Annotated in this window: 17 protein-coding genes and 1 tRNA gene; 14 read left to right on the top strand and 4 right to left on the bottom strand. The window is 70.0% G+C overall.

The window, feature by feature from the left end; all coding sequences use genetic code 11:
• Positions 1-79 precede the first annotated feature (79 nt).
• Positions 80-1183 (top strand): glycosyltransferase family 4 protein, encoded by a 1104-nt coding sequence (locus tag ACQUQF_RS13440; RefSeq protein ID WP_435179610.1) that lies wholly within the window; start codon positions 80-82, stop codon positions 1181-1183.
• Between the two features lie 61 nt (positions 1184-1244).
• The gene (locus tag ACQUQF_RS13435) at positions 1245-2372 is read left to right on the top strand and encodes an ATP-binding protein (protein WP_435179609.1); all 1128 of its coding nucleotides are present in this window, start codon (positions 1245-1247) and stop codon (positions 2370-2372) included.
• Between the two features lie 26 nt (positions 2373-2398).
• Here the strand turns inward: ACQUQF_RS13435 and ACQUQF_RS13430 are convergent, their stop codons facing one another.
• Together ACQUQF_RS13430 and ACQUQF_RS13425 are read right to left on the bottom strand one after the other, a co-directional pair.
• A complete protein-coding gene (locus tag ACQUQF_RS13430; protein ID WP_435179608.1) occupies positions 2399-3229 on the bottom strand; it encodes an HD domain-containing protein in 831 nt (276 codons plus the stop codon).
• 103 nt (positions 3230-3332) lie between these two features.
• Entirely contained in the window at positions 3333-3821 is a 489-nt protein-coding gene (locus ACQUQF_RS13425; RefSeq protein ID WP_435179607.1) for a redoxin domain-containing protein, read from the bottom strand.
• Between the two features lie 231 nt (positions 3822-4052).
• On the opposite strand from ACQUQF_RS13425, the gene ACQUQF_RS13420 reads away from it, so the two are divergent.
• The 4 genes from ACQUQF_RS13420 (at position 4053) to ACQUQF_RS13405 (ending at position 5782) form a co-directional block, all read left to right on the top strand.
• Positions 4053-4310 (top strand): Sec-independent protein translocase subunit TatA/TatB, encoded by a 258-nt coding sequence (locus tag ACQUQF_RS13420; protein WP_435179606.1) that lies wholly within the window; start codon positions 4053-4055, stop codon positions 4308-4310.
• A gap of 13 nt (positions 4311-4323) precedes the next feature.
• Positions 4324-4396 (top strand) — tRNA-Arg (locus tag ACQUQF_RS13415).
• Positions 4397-4689: 293 nt separating this feature from the next.
• Positions 4690-5310, top strand: a complete 621-nt coding sequence (locus ACQUQF_RS13410; RefSeq protein ID WP_435179605.1) for an alpha/beta hydrolase — start codon at positions 4690-4692, stop codon at positions 5308-5310.
• Between the two features lie 181 nt (positions 5311-5491).
• Positions 5492-5782, top strand: a complete 291-nt coding sequence (locus ACQUQF_RS13405; protein ID WP_435179604.1) for a hypothetical protein — start codon at positions 5492-5494, stop codon at positions 5780-5782.
• 160 nt (positions 5783-5942) lie between these two features.
• On the opposite strand, the gene hpt is transcribed toward ACQUQF_RS13405, so the two are convergent.
• Complete coding sequence (gene hpt, locus ACQUQF_RS13400) at positions 5943-6509, bottom strand: hypoxanthine/guanine phosphoribosyltransferase (protein ID WP_435179603.1); 567 nt, start codon at positions 6507-6509, stop codon at positions 5943-5945.
• Between the two features lie 219 nt (positions 6510-6728).
• Between hpt and mbhE the strand changes: the two genes are divergently transcribed.
• Genes mbhE through mnhG form a run of 7 tightly spaced genes read left to right on the top strand, consistent with a single transcriptional unit; the run spans position 6729 to position 12820 of the window.
• The gene (gene mbhE / locus ACQUQF_RS13395; RefSeq protein ID WP_435179602.1) at positions 6729-9122 is read left to right on the top strand and encodes a hydrogen gas-evolving membrane-bound hydrogenase subunit E; all 2394 of its coding nucleotides are present in this window, start codon (positions 6729-6731) and stop codon (positions 9120-9122) included.
• On the top strand, positions 9119-9583 hold the full coding sequence (locus tag ACQUQF_RS13390) for an MnhB domain-containing protein (protein WP_435179601.1): 465 nt from the start codon (positions 9119-9121) through the stop codon (positions 9581-9583). Before mbhE ends, ACQUQF_RS13390 begins: the two co-directional genes overlap by 4 nt.
• Positions 9580-9936 carry a sodium:proton antiporter gene (locus ACQUQF_RS13385; RefSeq protein WP_435179600.1) on the top strand — a complete coding sequence of 119 codons (357 nt, stop codon included), beginning with the start codon at positions 9580-9582 and terminating at the stop codon, positions 9934-9936. The genes ACQUQF_RS13390 and ACQUQF_RS13385 overlap by 4 nt, the downstream gene beginning before the upstream one ends.
• On the top strand, positions 9933-11555 hold the full coding sequence (locus ACQUQF_RS13380; RefSeq protein WP_435179599.1) for a complex I subunit 5 family protein: 1623 nt from the start codon (positions 9933-9935) through the stop codon (positions 11553-11555). Before ACQUQF_RS13385 ends, ACQUQF_RS13380 begins: the two co-directional genes overlap by 4 nt.
• Positions 11555-12202: a Na+/H+ antiporter subunit E gene (locus ACQUQF_RS13375; RefSeq protein WP_435179598.1), complete on the top strand. Its 648-nt coding sequence runs from the start codon at positions 11555-11557 to the stop codon at positions 12200-12202. The genes ACQUQF_RS13380 and ACQUQF_RS13375 overlap by 1 nt, the downstream gene beginning before the upstream one ends.
• The gene (locus tag ACQUQF_RS13370; RefSeq protein WP_435179597.1) at positions 12192-12473 is read left to right on the top strand and encodes a monovalent cation/H+ antiporter complex subunit F; all 282 of its coding nucleotides are present in this window, start codon (positions 12192-12194) and stop codon (positions 12471-12473) included. The genes ACQUQF_RS13375 and ACQUQF_RS13370 overlap by 11 nt, the downstream gene beginning before the upstream one ends.
• A gap of 2 nt (positions 12474-12475) precedes the next feature.
• Entirely contained in the window at positions 12476-12820 is a 345-nt protein-coding gene (gene mnhG, locus ACQUQF_RS13365) for a monovalent cation/H(+) antiporter subunit G (protein WP_435179596.1), read from the top strand.
• Here mnhG and coaBC read toward each other — a convergent pair whose 3' ends face one another.
• Positions 12821-13975, bottom strand: coding sequence for a bifunctional phosphopantothenoylcysteine decarboxylase/phosphopantothenate--cysteine ligase CoaBC (coaBC, locus tag ACQUQF_RS13360; protein WP_435179595.1), 1155 nt, complete (start codon positions 13973-13975; stop codon positions 12821-12823).
• 210 nt (positions 13976-14185) lie between these two features.
• Between coaBC and ACQUQF_RS13355 the strand changes: the two genes are divergently transcribed.
• Entirely contained in the window at positions 14186-14575 is a 390-nt protein-coding gene (locus ACQUQF_RS13355) for a DUF7344 domain-containing protein (RefSeq protein WP_435179594.1), read from the top strand.
• The last annotated feature ends 103 nt before the right edge of the window (positions 14576-14678 follow it).

Below are 14678 nucleotides of genomic sequence, written 5' to 3'. Positions count from 1 at the left end.
CTCTCCGGTTCTCGCCCGGACTCTCAGCTCCGAGTCAACTTCAAAAGGTCTTAAGTACCGGTTCCCAAAGGGGCCAACAATGGAACAGGTCGCCGCGTTCACCGACACCTACCTGCCGACCGTCAACGGCGTGACCTACACCATCGCGTCGTGGCGCGAGCGGTGGGAGCGGGCGGGCGGCCGGATGGACGTGGTCTACCCCCGGGCCGACGGTCACCGGCCGACCGACGGCGAGCACCCGGTCGGCAGCCTGCCGTTTCCCTTCTACGACGGGTTCCGGCTGGGCACGCCGAAGATCCCCCGGGCGGTCCGGGACGCCGAGGTGGTCCACGCCCACACGCCGTTCAGCCTGGGACTGGGCGGCCTGCGGCTCGCGCGCGACCAGGACGTCCCGCTGGTGGCGTCGTACCACACGCCGACCAGCGAGTACGCCGCCTACGTCTCGCCCACCGACTCGGTGGCCTCGGTGATCGGCCGGGTCTCGGAGAGCTACGAGCGGTGGTTCTTCGGCCGGGCCGACGCCGTGCTCGCGCCGTCCGCGGCGACCCGCGACCACCTGACCGAGGAGGTCGGCGTCGACACGCCCGTCGAGGTGGTGCCCAACGGCGTCGACACCGAGCGGTTCCGGCCGGTCGACCCCGACGAGTTCCTGGCCCGCCACGGCCTCGACGGTGACCGGCCCCTCGTCGGCTACACCGGCCGGCACGGCTACGAGAAGTGCCTCTCGGAGCTCGTCGAGGCCGCAGCGGAGATGGACGTCACGGTGGTCTTCGGCGGCGACGGCCCGGCCCGCGGGGACCTCGAAGCGAAGGCCGCCGACCTCGGCGCCGACGCCCGCTTCCTCGGCTTCCTCGACCGGGAGGAGATGCCGGCGTTCTACTCGGCGCTCGACGCCTTCGCGTTCCCGAGCCCGGTCGAGACCCAGGGGCTGGTCGCGCTGGAGGCCAACGCCTGCGGGACGCCGGTCGTCGGTGCGAACGAGGGCGCGCTGGCGAACACCATCGACGACGGCGAGACCGGCTACCACTACGAGAGCGGCGACGTCGAGGACTTCAGGGCCGCCATCCGCCGGACGCTGGCCGAGCGCGAGGAGCTGCGCGAGACCTGCCTGGCCCGGCGCGACGAGGTGAGCGTCGAGCGCGCGGTCGAGAGACTCCGGGACGTCTACGACCGCATCAGGTGACTCCGTCACCGCTCCTGACACGTCCCGAACCGTATAAGTCCCCGCGGCAGCACCTCCAACTGTGACTCTCTCGGATGCGGTCGTCAGCGCGGGGTTCGACGCGCTCCCCGGCCAGGCCGCGGTCCTGGACGCGACCGGACGCATCCTCCGCACGAACCGCGCGTGGCGGGAGTTCGGGACCGCGAACGGGGGCGACTCCGACCACGTCGGCCAGAACTACCTGGCGGTCTGCGACGCGAGCGACGACGAGCGGGCCGCCCGGACCGCCGAGGCGCTGCGGCGACTCCTCGACGGCGAGCGGGAGGCGGTCTCGGTCGAGTACCCGTGCCACACGCCGGATCGCAAGCGGTGGTTCACCATGCGCGCCGAGCGGTTCGCGCACGACGGCGAACAGTACCTCCTGGTCGTTCACTTCGACATCACCGACCGGAAGCTCGCCGAACTGGAGGTCCGCGAGCAGAACGATCTGCTCGAAGCGGTCGCGGGCGTTCTCAGCCACGACATCCGCAACCCCCTCACCGTGGCGATGGGCCGCGCGGAGATGATCGAGTCCGAGCACGCCGACCCGCTGGTCGAATCGCTCGAACGGATCGACGCCATCGTGGGAGACGCGCTGGTGCTGGCCCGCGGGAACGGGGTCGAGGAGACCCGCAGCGTCGACCTCGCTGCGTGCGCCGAGCGAGCGTGGCGGCAGGTCGAGACGGGCGACCGCGACCTCGTCGTCGCCGGGTCCGTCTCGTTCGAGGCCGACCCGGATCTGCTCGGCCACGTCTTCGAGAACCTGTTCCGGAACTCGGCGGAACACGGCGCGACGACCGTCACGATCGGGGTGATCGACGGCGCTGACCCGGAGGAACCGTGCGACGGGGCGACGGCGGAATCGGCCGGCTTCTACGTCGAGGACGACGGTCGCGGCATCTCGCCCCAGGACCGCGAGGCGGTCTTCGACGCGAGCTACTCCACGGCCGTCGACGGGACCGGACTCGGCCTCGCCATCGTCGAGCGGGTCGTCGAGGCCCACGGGTGGTCGGTTCAGGTGACCGACGCGACCGGGGCCGCCCGCGCGGACGGTGCCCGGCGGGCGACGGCCGACGGCGGCGAGTCGGCGTCTGACTCCGGTACGTCGGCGTCCGAACCGGGCACGGAGACTGCGCGCGGCGCGCGCTTCGAGATCCGGTTCCAGAACTGACTGCGGTTCTCGGACCGACGTCGCGGTCAGAGTTCGACGCGCTCGACCAGCTGGTTGCCGTCCTCGCGGACGTTGACCGCGATGATGCGGATGTCGTCCTCGAGCCCGGAGTCCCGGAGCTTCGCCTTCAGCAGGTTGTCGACCTGGTAGACGCCCGCGGCGTTGAGCATCTCGATTTCGACCAGTACCGGTACGGCGTCGCCCTGCATCAGCGAGACGCGCTGGATGGCCTGACTCGAGACGGTGTCGATGCCGCGGCCGCCCTTCTCGTAGGGCATCCGCGAGCGGCCCTTCTCCATGTCGAGGGCGTCGGCGACCCGGACGACACCGGCCTCGGTCGTGAGGGGGTCCTCCTCGGTGTGGTGACAGAGGATCGCGTGGAGCACCTCGCCCTTCATCCGGACGACCTCCTCGGTGCCGTAGAAGTCGAACTGCGGGAGCACGCGGTCGAGCAGGTCGGCCGCAAGCGGGATCGACCAGTAGGCGTGCTCGTCGCGGTGGACGACGTGGCCGATGTCGTGGATGGTCGCCGCCAGCGCGATGATGACCGGCTCGTCGGCCTCGTCGAGGCCCTGTTCGGACGCGCCGTTGAACTCGACGCCGCCCTGCTTGAGGAGGTCGTACAGCGCCAGCGCCCGGTTCCGGACGATAGAGATGTGCTTCCGGCCGTGGTCGTTGTACCCCTTCCGGACCACGGGGTTGACGTTCTGGGCGCGGAGGTAGGTCTGGATCTCGGGATCGTTCTGGACGAACTCGAGCACCTCGTTGAGGCGCTCGTCGGGGAACGCGTGGTCGGCCCGCGGGTCGTACTCCCGGCCCTCGTCGTCGGACTGCTCGGTCTCGTCGGTCTCGCTCATATCTCCTACCTCGTCTCCCAGCGGAAAAAGGACTCGGCCCGGTCGGGACCGGTTCGCACGGTGGCGTTCGAGACTTCGAACCGAACGCGGGAACCGAACGCGATCAGTCGGCCGCCTCGGCCGCTTCGGCCGCCGCCTCGCGGACCGCCTCGTAGTCGGGCTCGACGCCGGGGTCGTCGGTGACCCACTTGTCGGCGATCCGGCCGTCCTCGTCGACGACGAACACCGACCGCTTCGCGACGCCGTAGTAGCCCATGTCGGCGAAGTCCATCTCGACGTCGTAGTCGTCGATGATCTCCTTGTTGGAGTCGCTGATGAGGCCGAAGCTCAGGTCCTCCTGGTCGCGGAACTCGTTGAGCGAGAACGGCGCGTCCACGCTGACGCCGTAGACGGTCGCGTCGGCCTCGTGGAACTCGTCGAGCTGCTCCTCGAAGGTGGCCATCTCGGTGGTGCAGACCCCGGTGAACGCGCCGGGGAAGAACGCCAGCACGATGGGTCCCTCGTCGAGGTTCTCCGAGAGGGTGAACTCCTCGACGTCGCCGTTCGCGAGCGGTGCGGTGAAGTCAGGTGCGTCGTCGCCTACGTCGACCATACAATCGCCGATAGACACGTCCGGGAAAAGTCAGTTCCGAATCTCGTCGGCCCCGAACCGGCGCCTCCCGGTGCGCGGAGTTCGCCTCCGCTCCGGGGTCGCCCGCCGGCCGCCTCTGCGTCGTAGGCTCCCTCGCCGGTTCCCGCGCCGCCGAACAGGTTCGGGCCGCCTCTCGCGGCCGGCGAACTAGCAAAAAGCCTATAGTCGAGAATCAGCTATCCTCAGGTAGAGATGGCACAGATGATTCCACTGTTCGGACCCGTGCCGGGCGGGATGGAGATGATGGTGATCCTCCTCATCGCCGTCCTGCTGTTCGGCGCGAACAAGATCCCGAAGCTCGCCCGCTCGACCGGCGAGGCCATGGGCGAGTTCAAGAAGGGCCGCCAGGAAGTCGAGGAGGAACTGCGCGAGATGCAGGACCCCGACACCACGACCACCACGGAGACGGACACGGCCACCGAGACCGAGACCGACACCAACACCAACTGACCGCTTTTTTGTGGGGCGTGTGGCCTAGTGGATAGGGCAGAAGGTTCCTAACCCTCTGATCGCGGGTTCGAATCCCGTCACGCCCGCTCCAGTGTCGAGCAACGCGAGACCTGGAGCGAAGCGTGCGGGATTCGAATCAGGGAGGTCGCGCGCAGCGAAGCGAGCACGTCCGACCGTGGTTCGAATCCCGTCACGCCCGCTCGACTTCGCTGCGCTCAGTCTCGCGGGCGTGACGACCCTCGCGAACAAACCGCGTTCGCTCGGTCCCGTCACGCCCGCTCCAGTGTCGAGCAACGCAAGACCGGATGAGAGGTATGCATTTTCCGCAACCGCGACTCGCTGCCACCACCCTCAACACGCTCGCATCCCAACCGGGCGCGTGGTCGACTTTCCCCTTCGGTACGTCCACAGACCGCCCGACGATCCGTCGTCGGACGCCCCGGCAGTGCTGGTGCTCCACGGCTACGGGGCCGACGAGCACGACCTGCTGGCCTCCGCCGAGCGACTGTCCGACGACCGCCACGTGCTGAGCGTCCGCGGCCCCCACGCCGCCGGGAACGGCGGGTACGGGTGGATGGCGTCCGGCGCCGACCCGTTCGCGGAGAGCGTGCGACTGCTCGCGTCGTTCGCCGAACTGGTGCCCGAGGCGTACGACGTGGCGCCCGACCGCATCGGCGCGTTCGGGTTCAGCCAGGGCGCGAAGGCCGCGCTGGCGGCGCTGGTCGAACACCCCGACCTGGTCCGGTGGGCCGTCTCGCTCCACGGGTTCCTGCCGCGGGCGTACGACGACCCCGACCGCCTGGCCGCGGCGCGCGACCGGTCGGTCTTCGTCGGCGTCGGCGCGGACGACACCGTCATCTCGCCCGAGCACGGCGAGCGGACCGCCGAGCGGCTCGCCGACGCCGGCCTCGACGTGACGTTCCGCGAGTACCCCGTCGCCCACGCCGTCTCGCCGGCGGCGGTCGCGGACGTCGCCAAGTGGCTCGGCCCGCGGCGGTGAGGCACTCCCGGGTGGCCGGGTCGTCCCCTCGCACGCGACCCGCGCCAGCAGTTCGCAACGCTAGCTATCGAACACCCTACCGGCCGCCCATCGAATACGTATAGGGGTCAGGGTTACACGGTCGTCGCTCCTACGAAGGAGTGATGACTACGAACTCTCTCGCCTCCGGAGCGGTAGTACGGTGATCTGGCAGGACCTCGTCTTCCTCGTCGGCAGCGTGCTCTCGATCGTCTTCCTGGCGCCGACGCTGCGCGACCACACGGCCCGGGTCCCCCTGGGGACCAGTCTGCCGTCGGCGTTCATCGGCGTCGTCTACGGCGCGAGCTTCTACACCATGGGGATGTCGTTCTCGGCCACGGGGTCGCTGCTGACCGGGGTCCTCTGGGCCGGCATCGCGGCGCTGCGCTCGCCGTCGCCGTCGGGGAACCTCGCCGAGGAGATCGCCGCGGTCCGGACGCGGCTGTCGGACTGACCCGTCGCCGTTCTCGTTCCGTACCGTCGAGCGACTAGAATTAGATCCGGGCCCGGTTCTCCCCCCGAGTGGCGGAGCCCGCGTGCGCGACGATTATTTATCGCCACGCTATCCGTCGCCGATTTATCGCCACGCTATCCGTCGCCGATTTATCGCCGCGCTATCCGTCGCCGTGCTCGTCGATGATGACGACCTCGCCGTCCTGGACGTCCACGTTGATCAGCGTCTTGACCTCGTAGTCGGTGTCGTCGAGCTCGTTCGGCCCCTCCTTCTTGATGACCGCCAGCACGTCGGCCACGTCCGCGCCGATGTGTTCGAGCGCCTCCGTGATGGCCTTCATCGTGCCGCCCGTGCTGAGAACGTCGTCGAGCAGGAGCACGCGGTCGCCCTCCCGCACGTTGTTGACGTACATCTCGTTCTCGGAGTAGCCGGTCTGCTGGGAGAGCGCGACCTCGCCCTCCAGGCCGTACTCGCGCTTGCGGATGACCACCAGCGGGATGTCGGTCATCAGCGAGACCGCGGTCGAGATGTGGATGCCCATCGCCGCCGGGGTGACGATCTTGTCGACGTCCTCGAGCTCGGCCTTCCGGATGATCCGGATGACGATCTCGCGGAGGAGGCTCGGCTCGAGGACGGGGATGCCGTCGCTGATGGGATGAACGAAGTAGTGATAGCCGTCCTTCTCGATGATCGGCGCGTCCAACAGGGACTGCTTCAGCTTATCCATGTTGGGGGTACTCGATGAGTCAATAAAAGGTGACGGAATCGGGCGGCCGCGGGCCCGATTCGCACGCGAACCGGCCGCACGGTCCGCCGCGGCTCGGCGCTGTAGTCCCAGCGACCGCACCGCGGCCGCCCGGCCGTCGGGCGGTCCGTCCGGATGCGTCCCCGCGAATCGACACCGGATTTGAGAACTGTTAAGTCTGGCCCGGAGCGAGTCTCGGACGTGCAACCGACACCGGACCCGGCAGCGTCGGCGGTACTCGCCGTCGTGTTCCTGCCGTTCGTCGCGGCCGCGCTGGTGCCGCTCGTCTACCGCGCACTCGGCGAGCGCACCGCATACTACGCGGCCGCGGTCGCGCTGGCCTGCTTCGGACTGGTGGCCAGCCAGTACGGCGCGCACGGCGCGGTCACGGTCCCGTGGATTCCCTCGCTCGGGGTCTCGGTGAGCTTCTACGTCGACGGACTCTCGCTCCTCATCGGCTTCCTGGCCAGCGGGGTGGGCGTCCTCATCCTCACCTACTCCGGCGGCTACATGCACGGGGAACCGGCCCAGCCCAAGTACTACGCCGCGCTGCTCGCGTTCATGGGGTCGATGCTCGGCGTGGCGTTCGCCGCCGACCTCGTCGCACTGTTCGTCTTCTGGGAGCTGACGAGCCTCTCGTCGTTCGTCCTCATCGGTCACTACCAGCGACAGGAGAGCTCGCAGTACGCGGCCCGGAAGTCGATGCTCATCACGGTCTCGGGCGGCCTGTTCATGCTCGTGGGCTTCCTGCTGCTCCACGACGTCCTGCTCGACGTGACCGCCGCGGACAACGCGTTCAGCATCGTCTGGATGCTGGAGCACGCCGACCTGGTCCAGGAGGAGCTCCGGGCCGCCGGCCTGTTCCTGCCGGTCCTCGGCCTGATCGCGGTCGGCGCGGCCGCCAAGTCCGCGCAGGTCCCGCTGCACATCTGGCTGCCCAACGCGATGGAGGCGCCCACGCCGGTCTCGGCGTTCCTCCACTCCGCGACGATGGTGAAGGCCGGCGTCTACCTCCTGGGTCGGCTCCGCCCGATCTTCGTCAGCGAGGAGTGGCAGCTGCTGTTCGCGGTGCTCGGCCTGACCACGATGACGGTCGCCGCCATTCTGGCGGTCGGCGCGACCGACATCAAGGAGCTGCTGGCGTACTCGACCGCGAGCCACCTCGGGCTCATCGTGGCCGGGTTCGGCTTCCTCTCCGACCTCGGCGGCGAGACCGGCGCGTTCCACATCGTCAACCACGCGGCGTTCAAGGCCGCGCTGTTCCTGGTGGCCGGCATCATCGCCCACGAGGCCGGCACCCGAAAGATCGCCAACCTCGGCGGGCTGAAGGACGACCTCCCGATAACGGCGGCAATCACCGCGGTCGCGGCGCTCGGGATGGCCGGCGTCCCGCCGTTCAACGGCTTCTACTCCAAGGAGCTCCTGTTCGAGGCCGCGTGGGAGGCCGCGGCCCACGCGGGCGGCCTCGCCTGGCTCTACCCCGCGGTCGCCGTCTTCGGCAGCGTGTTCACCTTCCTCTACTCCATCAAGTTCCTGATGCTGTTCTTCGGCGAGAAGCCGACCGGTCTCCACAGCGTCCACTCGCCGCCCTGGGTGATGCTCGCGCCGCCGCTGGTGCTCGGCGTCATCGCGGGCGCCATCAGCCTCGGCGGCGTCCTCGGGACGTTCGGTATTCACTTCGCGCCGTTCGACCACTTCGTCGGCGAGGTGTGGGCCAGCACCCTCCCGCCGGAGGCCGAGGGCCACGCGTTCCACTACTACGTGCCGACCCACCTCACCCCGGCGGCCGCGATGAGCGCGGTCACCATCGTCGTCGGCGCGGCGGCCTACCCGTTCTACGACCGGCTCCACCGCGGCGTGAACCGGCTGACCGACGTCGACGCCCTGCGGGCGAACTGGTACTACGACTCGGCGGTGTTCGGCGCCAACGACTGGAGCGACGTCGCGGCCGCCCGGGTCCAGAACGGGCTGCTCCGGACGTACGCCACCTGGGCGATGGCCGCGGTCGCCGCCCTCGCGCTGGCGGGGTACGCCGCGTCGGGGGTCGCGCTCCCGAGCGTCGACATCTCGGCCGGGATGACGCTGCCCATGGCGCTCGTGCTGGGCGTCGCCATCGTCGGCGCGCTCGCGGTGTCCATCGCGCCCTCGCACATCTCGGGCGTGCTGACCCTCTCCATCCTGGGGTTCATGGTCGCGGTGTTCTACGTCCTCGCGGACGCGCCCGACCTGGCGCTGACCCAGCTGGTCGTCGAGACGCTCACGCTGGTCATCTTCCTGCTCGTCCTCGACAAGCTGCCGGCGTTCTACGGCAACGCGGGGCGCGGCAAGATGGTGCGCGACGGCGTGCTCTCGGTCGTGGTCGGCGCGACCGTGTTCGTGACCGTGCTGGTCTCGACCGCGGCCGCGCCCGCCGAGAGCATCGCCGGCGAGTTCCTGGAGCTGTCGGTCCCCGAGGGCGGCGGCGGCAACGTCGTCAACGTCATCCTGGTCGACTTCCGGGCGTTCGACACGATGGGCGAGATCTCGGTCGTCGCGATGGCGGCCCTCTCTGTGCTGACGCTGATCGCGATGCGAGAGCGAGGTGAGATCCAATGAGCACGGTAATCGCGCGGACAGTCACGCGGACAGTGGTACCGCTCATCCTCGTGACCGCCGTCGCCCTGCTGCTGCAGGGCCACAACCTCCCCGGCGGCGGCTTCATCGGCGGGGTGCTCACGGTGACGGCGTTCGCGGTGATCTACATCATCTACGGGCTGGACTACCTCCAGGAGGAGCTGCTCCACCAGTTCCGCGAGCCCCTGCTGGAGTCGTTCCAGCACGGCATCGTGGCCAACTACCAGGTCACGTTCGCGGTCGGCCTGGCGGTGGCCGCGGTCGCCGGCCTCGTGCCGCTGCTGTTCGGGCACAACTTCCTCTACCAGACGCACGGGTACCTCCCTCCCCTGCCGATCTACGGGAAGCTCCACGTCGCCAGCGCGCTCGCCTTCGACCTCGGCGTCTACTTCGTCGTGGTCGGCGCGCTGCTCACGATCCTCGCGGTGGTGGGAACCGAATGACCGCGACCGAACCGCAGTTCGTGCTCGCGCTGGTCCTCGGCACCCTGTTCGCGCTGGGGACGTTCCTCGTGCTGCGCCGGGACGTCGTCCGCGTGGTCTGGGGCGTCACCATCATCAGCCAGTCGGCCAACGTCTACCTGGTGACGATGGGCGGGTTCGCCGGCGGCGTCCCCATCCTCGGCCACGGGGGCCACGGCGGCGGCCACGCGGCCACCGACCCGCTGGTCCAGGCGCTCGTGCTGACCGCCATCGTCATCGGCTTCGGCACGACCGCGTTCGCGCTCGTGCTGACCTACCGGGTGTACGAGGAGCACGGCACCATCGACCTGCTCGAACTGGGTGAGAACGCATGACACAGCAGTTCGTCATCGCGCCGCTGCTCGTCGCGCTCGTGACCGCCATCCTGACCCTGCTGACCCGGCGGCTCGGCCGGGCGCAGGTCACCCTCAGCCTGCTCGGCGGGCTCGGCTACGTCGGGGCGGTCGCGTGGCTGGTCTCGGCGGTCGACCCGCTGGGCGCCGGCAACGTCGTCAGCTACCAGCTGTCGGGCTGGCGGGCGCCGTTCGGCATCACGCTGGTCGCCGACCCGCTGTCGGCGTTCATGCTGGCGTTCTCGGCGGTCGTCGCGCTCGCCGCGCTGGTGTTCTCGGCGTCGTACGTCGACAGCTTCGGCCAGCGGGTCTCGTACCACCCGCTGTTCCACTTCATGCTGGTCGGAGTCACCGGCTCGTTCCTCACCGGCGACATCTTCAACCTGTTCGTCTGGTTCGAGGTGATGCTGATGTCGAGCTACGTGCTCGTGGTGTTCTACAGCGGCCCCGAGCACACCCGGGCCGCGCTCCAGTACGTGGTGCTGAACCTCGTGGGGAGCGCGGTGATGCTGCTGGCCATCGGCGGCATCTACTCGACCACCGGGACGCTCAACATGGCCGACCTCTCCCGGCGGGTGGCGAACCCCGCGGCGTACGGCGACTTCGCGGTCGCCCCCGTGCTCGGCCTGTCGGCCCTGCTGTTCGCGGTGTTCGCGCTGAAGGCCGGGCTCGCGCCGTTCCAGTTCTGGGTGCCCGCGGCGTACCGCGCGGCGCCCGCGCCGGTGTCGGCGATGCTGGCCGGCGTCGTCAAGAAGGTCGGCGTCTACGCCATCATCCGGGTGTACTTCACCGTGTTCGCCGGCGCCGCGATCTCCGGGCTCTCGCTGCCGGGCCTGTCGGTCCCCGAGGAGGGGAGCGCGCTGCTCGCGTTCTACGGCCCGGTCCTGTTCGCGATGGCCGCCGCCAGCATCGTGGTGGGCGGCGTGGGCGCGGTCGGCCGCGACGACATCGACGGCCTGCTCGCGTACTCCTCGATCGGCCAGGTCGGGTTCATCGTCCTGCCGCTGGGCATCGCCGCGACCGCGACCACCGAGGAGATCCGGGTGCTCGGCGTCGCGGCCGCCCTGGTCTACGCGCTGAACCACGGCTTCGCCAAGAGCCTGCTGTTCATGGCCAGCGGCGCGGTGTACGACGCGGTCGGGACCGAGCAGTTCCCCGACCTCGGCGGGCTCTCGGAGACCGCGCCGTGGCTCTCGGCCGGCTTCTTCGTCGGCGCGCTCGCGCTCATCGGCATCCCGCCGCTGTCGGGCTTCTTCGGCAAGCTGCTCGTGTTCGACGCGGCCGGCCGGACCGGCTCGACCGCCGCGCTCGCGGTCGCGCTGTTCGGCGCGATCCTCACCATCGCGTACTTCTCGCGGGCGTGGAACCGCGGCTTCTGGGGCGAGCCGTCGCTGCTGGTCGAACACGGCGACACCCGGTTCCCGCTGGTCGCGGTCGTGGTCGCGCTGGCGCTGGCCATCGCGGTGCTGGGCGTCGGCTTCGACGTGGTGATGCGGGCGGCCGAGGCGGGCGCCCACGCCGCGCTCGACCGCCAGGCGTACATCGACGCGGTCCTCTCGGGCGCCGAGGACGCCGCCACCGGCGGGGGAGGTGGTCACTGATGAAGCCCCGTAAGTGGCCCGTGGTCGGCGTCCTGCTCGCGGTGCTCTGGCTGTTCGTCCGCGGGGTCGCGCTCGACCCCGCCTATGTCCTGGGCGAGTTCCTCATCGGGCTCGCGTTCGGCCTGCCGGTCGCGTTCGCGTTCCGGCGGTTCTACACCGAGCGGGCCGACCTGACCCGCAACCTCCGGGCGCTGCCCTACGCGGGGATCTACGTCGGGCTGTTCCTCAAGGAACTGCTGACCGCGAACGTCGACGTGGCCTACCGGGTGCTCGCGCCGAGCATGCCGATCGAACCCGACGTGGTGGTCGTCCCGCTCCGGGTCGAGTCCGACGCGGCCGTCACCACCATCGCCAACTCCATCACGCTGACCCCCGGAACGCTCACCATGGACCACGACGAGGAGACCAACACGCTGTACGTCCACGGCATCACCGGCCGGAACCGCGAGGCCGTGGTCGAGCCCATCCGGGCGTGGGAGGACTACGCGCTGGTCATCTTCGACGAGGAGCGCAAGCCCGGCGACCCCGTCCCGGAGGTCCCGGTCGCGACCCGGGAGGGGCGAGCCGACGGCGGCGCGCCCGGGCCAGCCGACGGCGGCGACCGGACGACCGACGCCGCCGAGGGAGGTGACGACGATGGCGAGTGACCTGCTCGGGACGGTCCTGAACGGGGCGCTCGTGCTCGCCGCGGCGCTCACCCTGCTGGCGGGCTACCGGGTCATCCGGGGGCCGACGGTCCCCGACCGGGTGGTCGCGCTCGACACCATCGCGACCAACGTCGTCGCAATCGCGGCGCTGTACGCGCTGCTCACCGGCGAGGGCCTGTTCGTCACGGTGGGCCTCGTCCTCGCCATCATCGGGTTCATCAGCACCATCGCGGTCAGCCAGTACGTCATCGAGGGAGACATCATCGAGTAACCATGAACGCGATACAGCAGTTCGTCGTCGCGGCGCTCGTGGCCGTCGGGAGCTTCTTCCTGCTGGTCGGCACGGTCGGCCTGCTGCGGTTCCCCGACGTGTACAACCGGATGCACGCCAGCAGCAAGGCGACCACGCTTGGGGCCTCTTCGATGTTCCTGGCGGGGTTCGCCTACTACGGCCCGCAGGGCGCGGGCCTGACCTCGCTGGTCGGCATCGTCTTCCTGTTCCTGACCGCGCCGACCGGCTCGCACCTCATCTCCCGGTCGGCCCACAAGATGGGCGTGCCGTTCTCCGGGCAGGACGCCGAGTGGCCCGAAGAGGCCGAGGAGCCCGGATCGGACTGACTACAGTTCGTCGGCCAGCTGCTCGGCAACCCGCCACCCCAGCTCCTCTTTCGTCCCCTCGTACTCCCGGACGCTGTTCTCGCGCACGAACAGGGTCCGGGTTAGGTCCTCGCCCATCACCCCGGCGTCGTTGGCGACCACGAACGAGAGGTCGGCCCGCCGGAGCGTCTCGCGGGCCGCCGCGACCATCGCCTCGTCGTCGCCCGACGTCTCGGCCTTGAAGCCCACGACGGGGAGGTCGCCGGCCTCGCGGACCTCGTCGATGAGCTTCGGGGTCGGCGTCAGGTCGAGGGTGAGGTCTTGGCCCGACCGGATCTTCTCGTCGTCGGCCTCGACGGTGTAGTCCGAGACGGCCGCGGCCGAGACGACCGCGTCGGCTGCCCCGCCCTCCACCCGGTCGAGCACCGCCTCGGTCATCTCGGCCGCCGTTTCGACTTCGGCGACCTCGGCGTAGGGCACGTCCTCGCCGTCGTGGACCAGGGTCACGTCCGCGCCCAGCGCGTAGCAGGCGCGCGCGACCGCCCGGCCCGTCTTGCCCGACGACCGGTTGGTCAGCACGCGCACCGGGTCGACGGGTTCGCTGGTCGCGCCGCTGGTGACGACGACGTTCGCGCCCTCGAAGCGGTCGGGCGCCGTGGCCCGGGCGACGTCGAGCGCGATGGCGTCCTCGGTGGCTATCTTGGCCTTGCCCTCCTCGACGCGGGGGTCGACGAACTCGACGCCCCACGACTCGACGCGGTCGATGGCGTCGAGCACGCCGGGGTGGTCGTACATGGGCTCGTGCATCGCGGGGGCGACGACCACCGGGACGCCCGCGCCGAGCGCGGTGGTCGCGCAGGTCGTGACCGGCGTGTCGTCGATCGCGGCCGCGATCTTGCCGACCGTGTTGGCCGTCGCGGGCGCGATCAGCAACACGTCGGCCCAGCCGTCCCGGCCGCAGAGCTCGACGTGTTCGACGTCGCCCGTGATCTCGGTGACGACCGGCCCGTCGGTCGCGAACTCGACCGCCCACGGGTGGACGATGCCGCGGGCGCTCTCCGACATCACCGCCCGGACCGACGCGCCGCGCCGCCGGAGTTCGTGGGCCAGCTCGACTACCTTCACCGCCGCGATGCTGCCGGTCACCCCGAGCGCGACGTTGATTCCCGCGAGCATTATCCGACGTTCGGGTCCTGATAGGTTAAAGAGGTGCGGGTTGGAACGCCGCGCGTCGGCGGCGGTTCGGATTCCGGTGCGACGCGCCCCAACGAGGTTTAAAAAATGGTAAGCACACATTGAAACGGTCGGAACGGTCGAAACGGACCGTTTGCAATCGTCGGGAACGACGACCCGGTTAATGTACCCCCGGCACCAGGAGTCTCCTGTATGTCGGATCACACCGGAACCGAGCCGATCGACGACGTAAGTGCGGCTTTCGACCTCCTCCGCGACGCGCGTCGCCGCGGCGTCCTCTACACGCTGAAGCGCAACGGGCAGACCTCCGTCGAGGAGCTCGCCGAGCGCATCGCCGCGTGGCAGTCGGCCGAGGACGGCGAGACCGACCCCGAGTCCGTCGAGGTGTCGCTGGTCCACGCCCACCTGCCGAAGCTCGCCGACGCGGGCGTCGTGGAGTACGACCGCGACCGCGGCACCGCGGAGCTCGCCGACCGCGGCGACGACCTCGACCCGCTGCTGCGGTGCACCAGCGAGCGCGAACCCGACCTGTTCCGCGCCGCCCGCGGCTCGAACCGGCGGGGCCTCGAAGTCAGTCAGTGAACTGCGGTCCGAGCCCGGTGGCCCCCGCGCCGCGAACCGCAGTCCGCCCCCGACCCCGCTGACCGCCTACGACCCCGCTGACCGCCCGCGAGTCCGGAACCCC

Origin of the sequence: Halorussus sp. AFM4 (assembly GCF_051194995.1) — an archaeon.
Lineage (GTDB): Archaea > Halobacteriota > Halobacteria > Halobacteriales > Haladaptataceae > Halorussus.
This window is presented reverse-complemented; position numbering and strand designations above follow the sequence as displayed.

Bases quoted from the DNA above. Each gene is read 5' to 3' on its own strand.
- ACQUQF_RS13440 (WP_435179610.1), top strand. From the start codon at position 80: ATGGAACAGGTCGCCGCGTTCACCGACACCTACCTGCCGACCGTCAAC.
- ACQUQF_RS13430 (WP_435179608.1), bottom strand. From the start codon at position 3,229: ATGAGCGAGACCGACGAGACCGAGCAGTCCGACGACGAGGGCCGGGAG.
- ACQUQF_RS13425 (WP_435179607.1), bottom strand. From the start codon at position 3,821: ATGGTCGACGTAGGCGACGACGCACCTGACTTCACCGCACCGCTCGCG.
- ACQUQF_RS13420 (WP_435179606.1), top strand. From the start codon at position 4,053: ATGGCACAGATGATTCCACTGTTCGGACCCGTGCCGGGCGGGATGGAG.
- hpt (WP_435179603.1), bottom strand. From the start codon at position 6,509: ATGGATAAGCTGAAGCAGTCCCTGTTGGACGCGCCGATCATCGAGAAG.
- ACQUQF_RS13390 (WP_435179601.1), top strand. From the start codon at position 9,119: ATGAGCACGGTAATCGCGCGGACAGTCACGCGGACAGTGGTACCGCTC.
- ACQUQF_RS13385 (WP_435179600.1), top strand. From the start codon at position 9,580: ATGACCGCGACCGAACCGCAGTTCGTGCTCGCGCTGGTCCTCGGCACC.
- ACQUQF_RS13380 (WP_435179599.1), top strand. From the start codon at position 9,933: ATGACACAGCAGTTCGTCATCGCGCCGCTGCTCGTCGCGCTCGTGACC.
- ACQUQF_RS13375 (WP_435179598.1), top strand. From the start codon at position 11,555: ATGAAGCCCCGTAAGTGGCCCGTGGTCGGCGTCCTGCTCGCGGTGCTC.
- ACQUQF_RS13370 (WP_435179597.1), top strand. From the start codon at position 12,192: ATGGCGAGTGACCTGCTCGGGACGGTCCTGAACGGGGCGCTCGTGCTC.
- mnhG (WP_435179596.1), top strand. From the start codon at position 12,476: ATGAACGCGATACAGCAGTTCGTCGTCGCGGCGCTCGTGGCCGTCGGG.
- coaBC (WP_435179595.1), bottom strand. From the start codon at position 13,975: ATGCTCGCGGGAATCAACGTCGCGCTCGGGGTGACCGGCAGCATCGCG.
- ACQUQF_RS13355 (WP_435179594.1), top strand. From the start codon at position 14,186: ATGTCGGATCACACCGGAACCGAGCCGATCGACGACGTAAGTGCGGCT.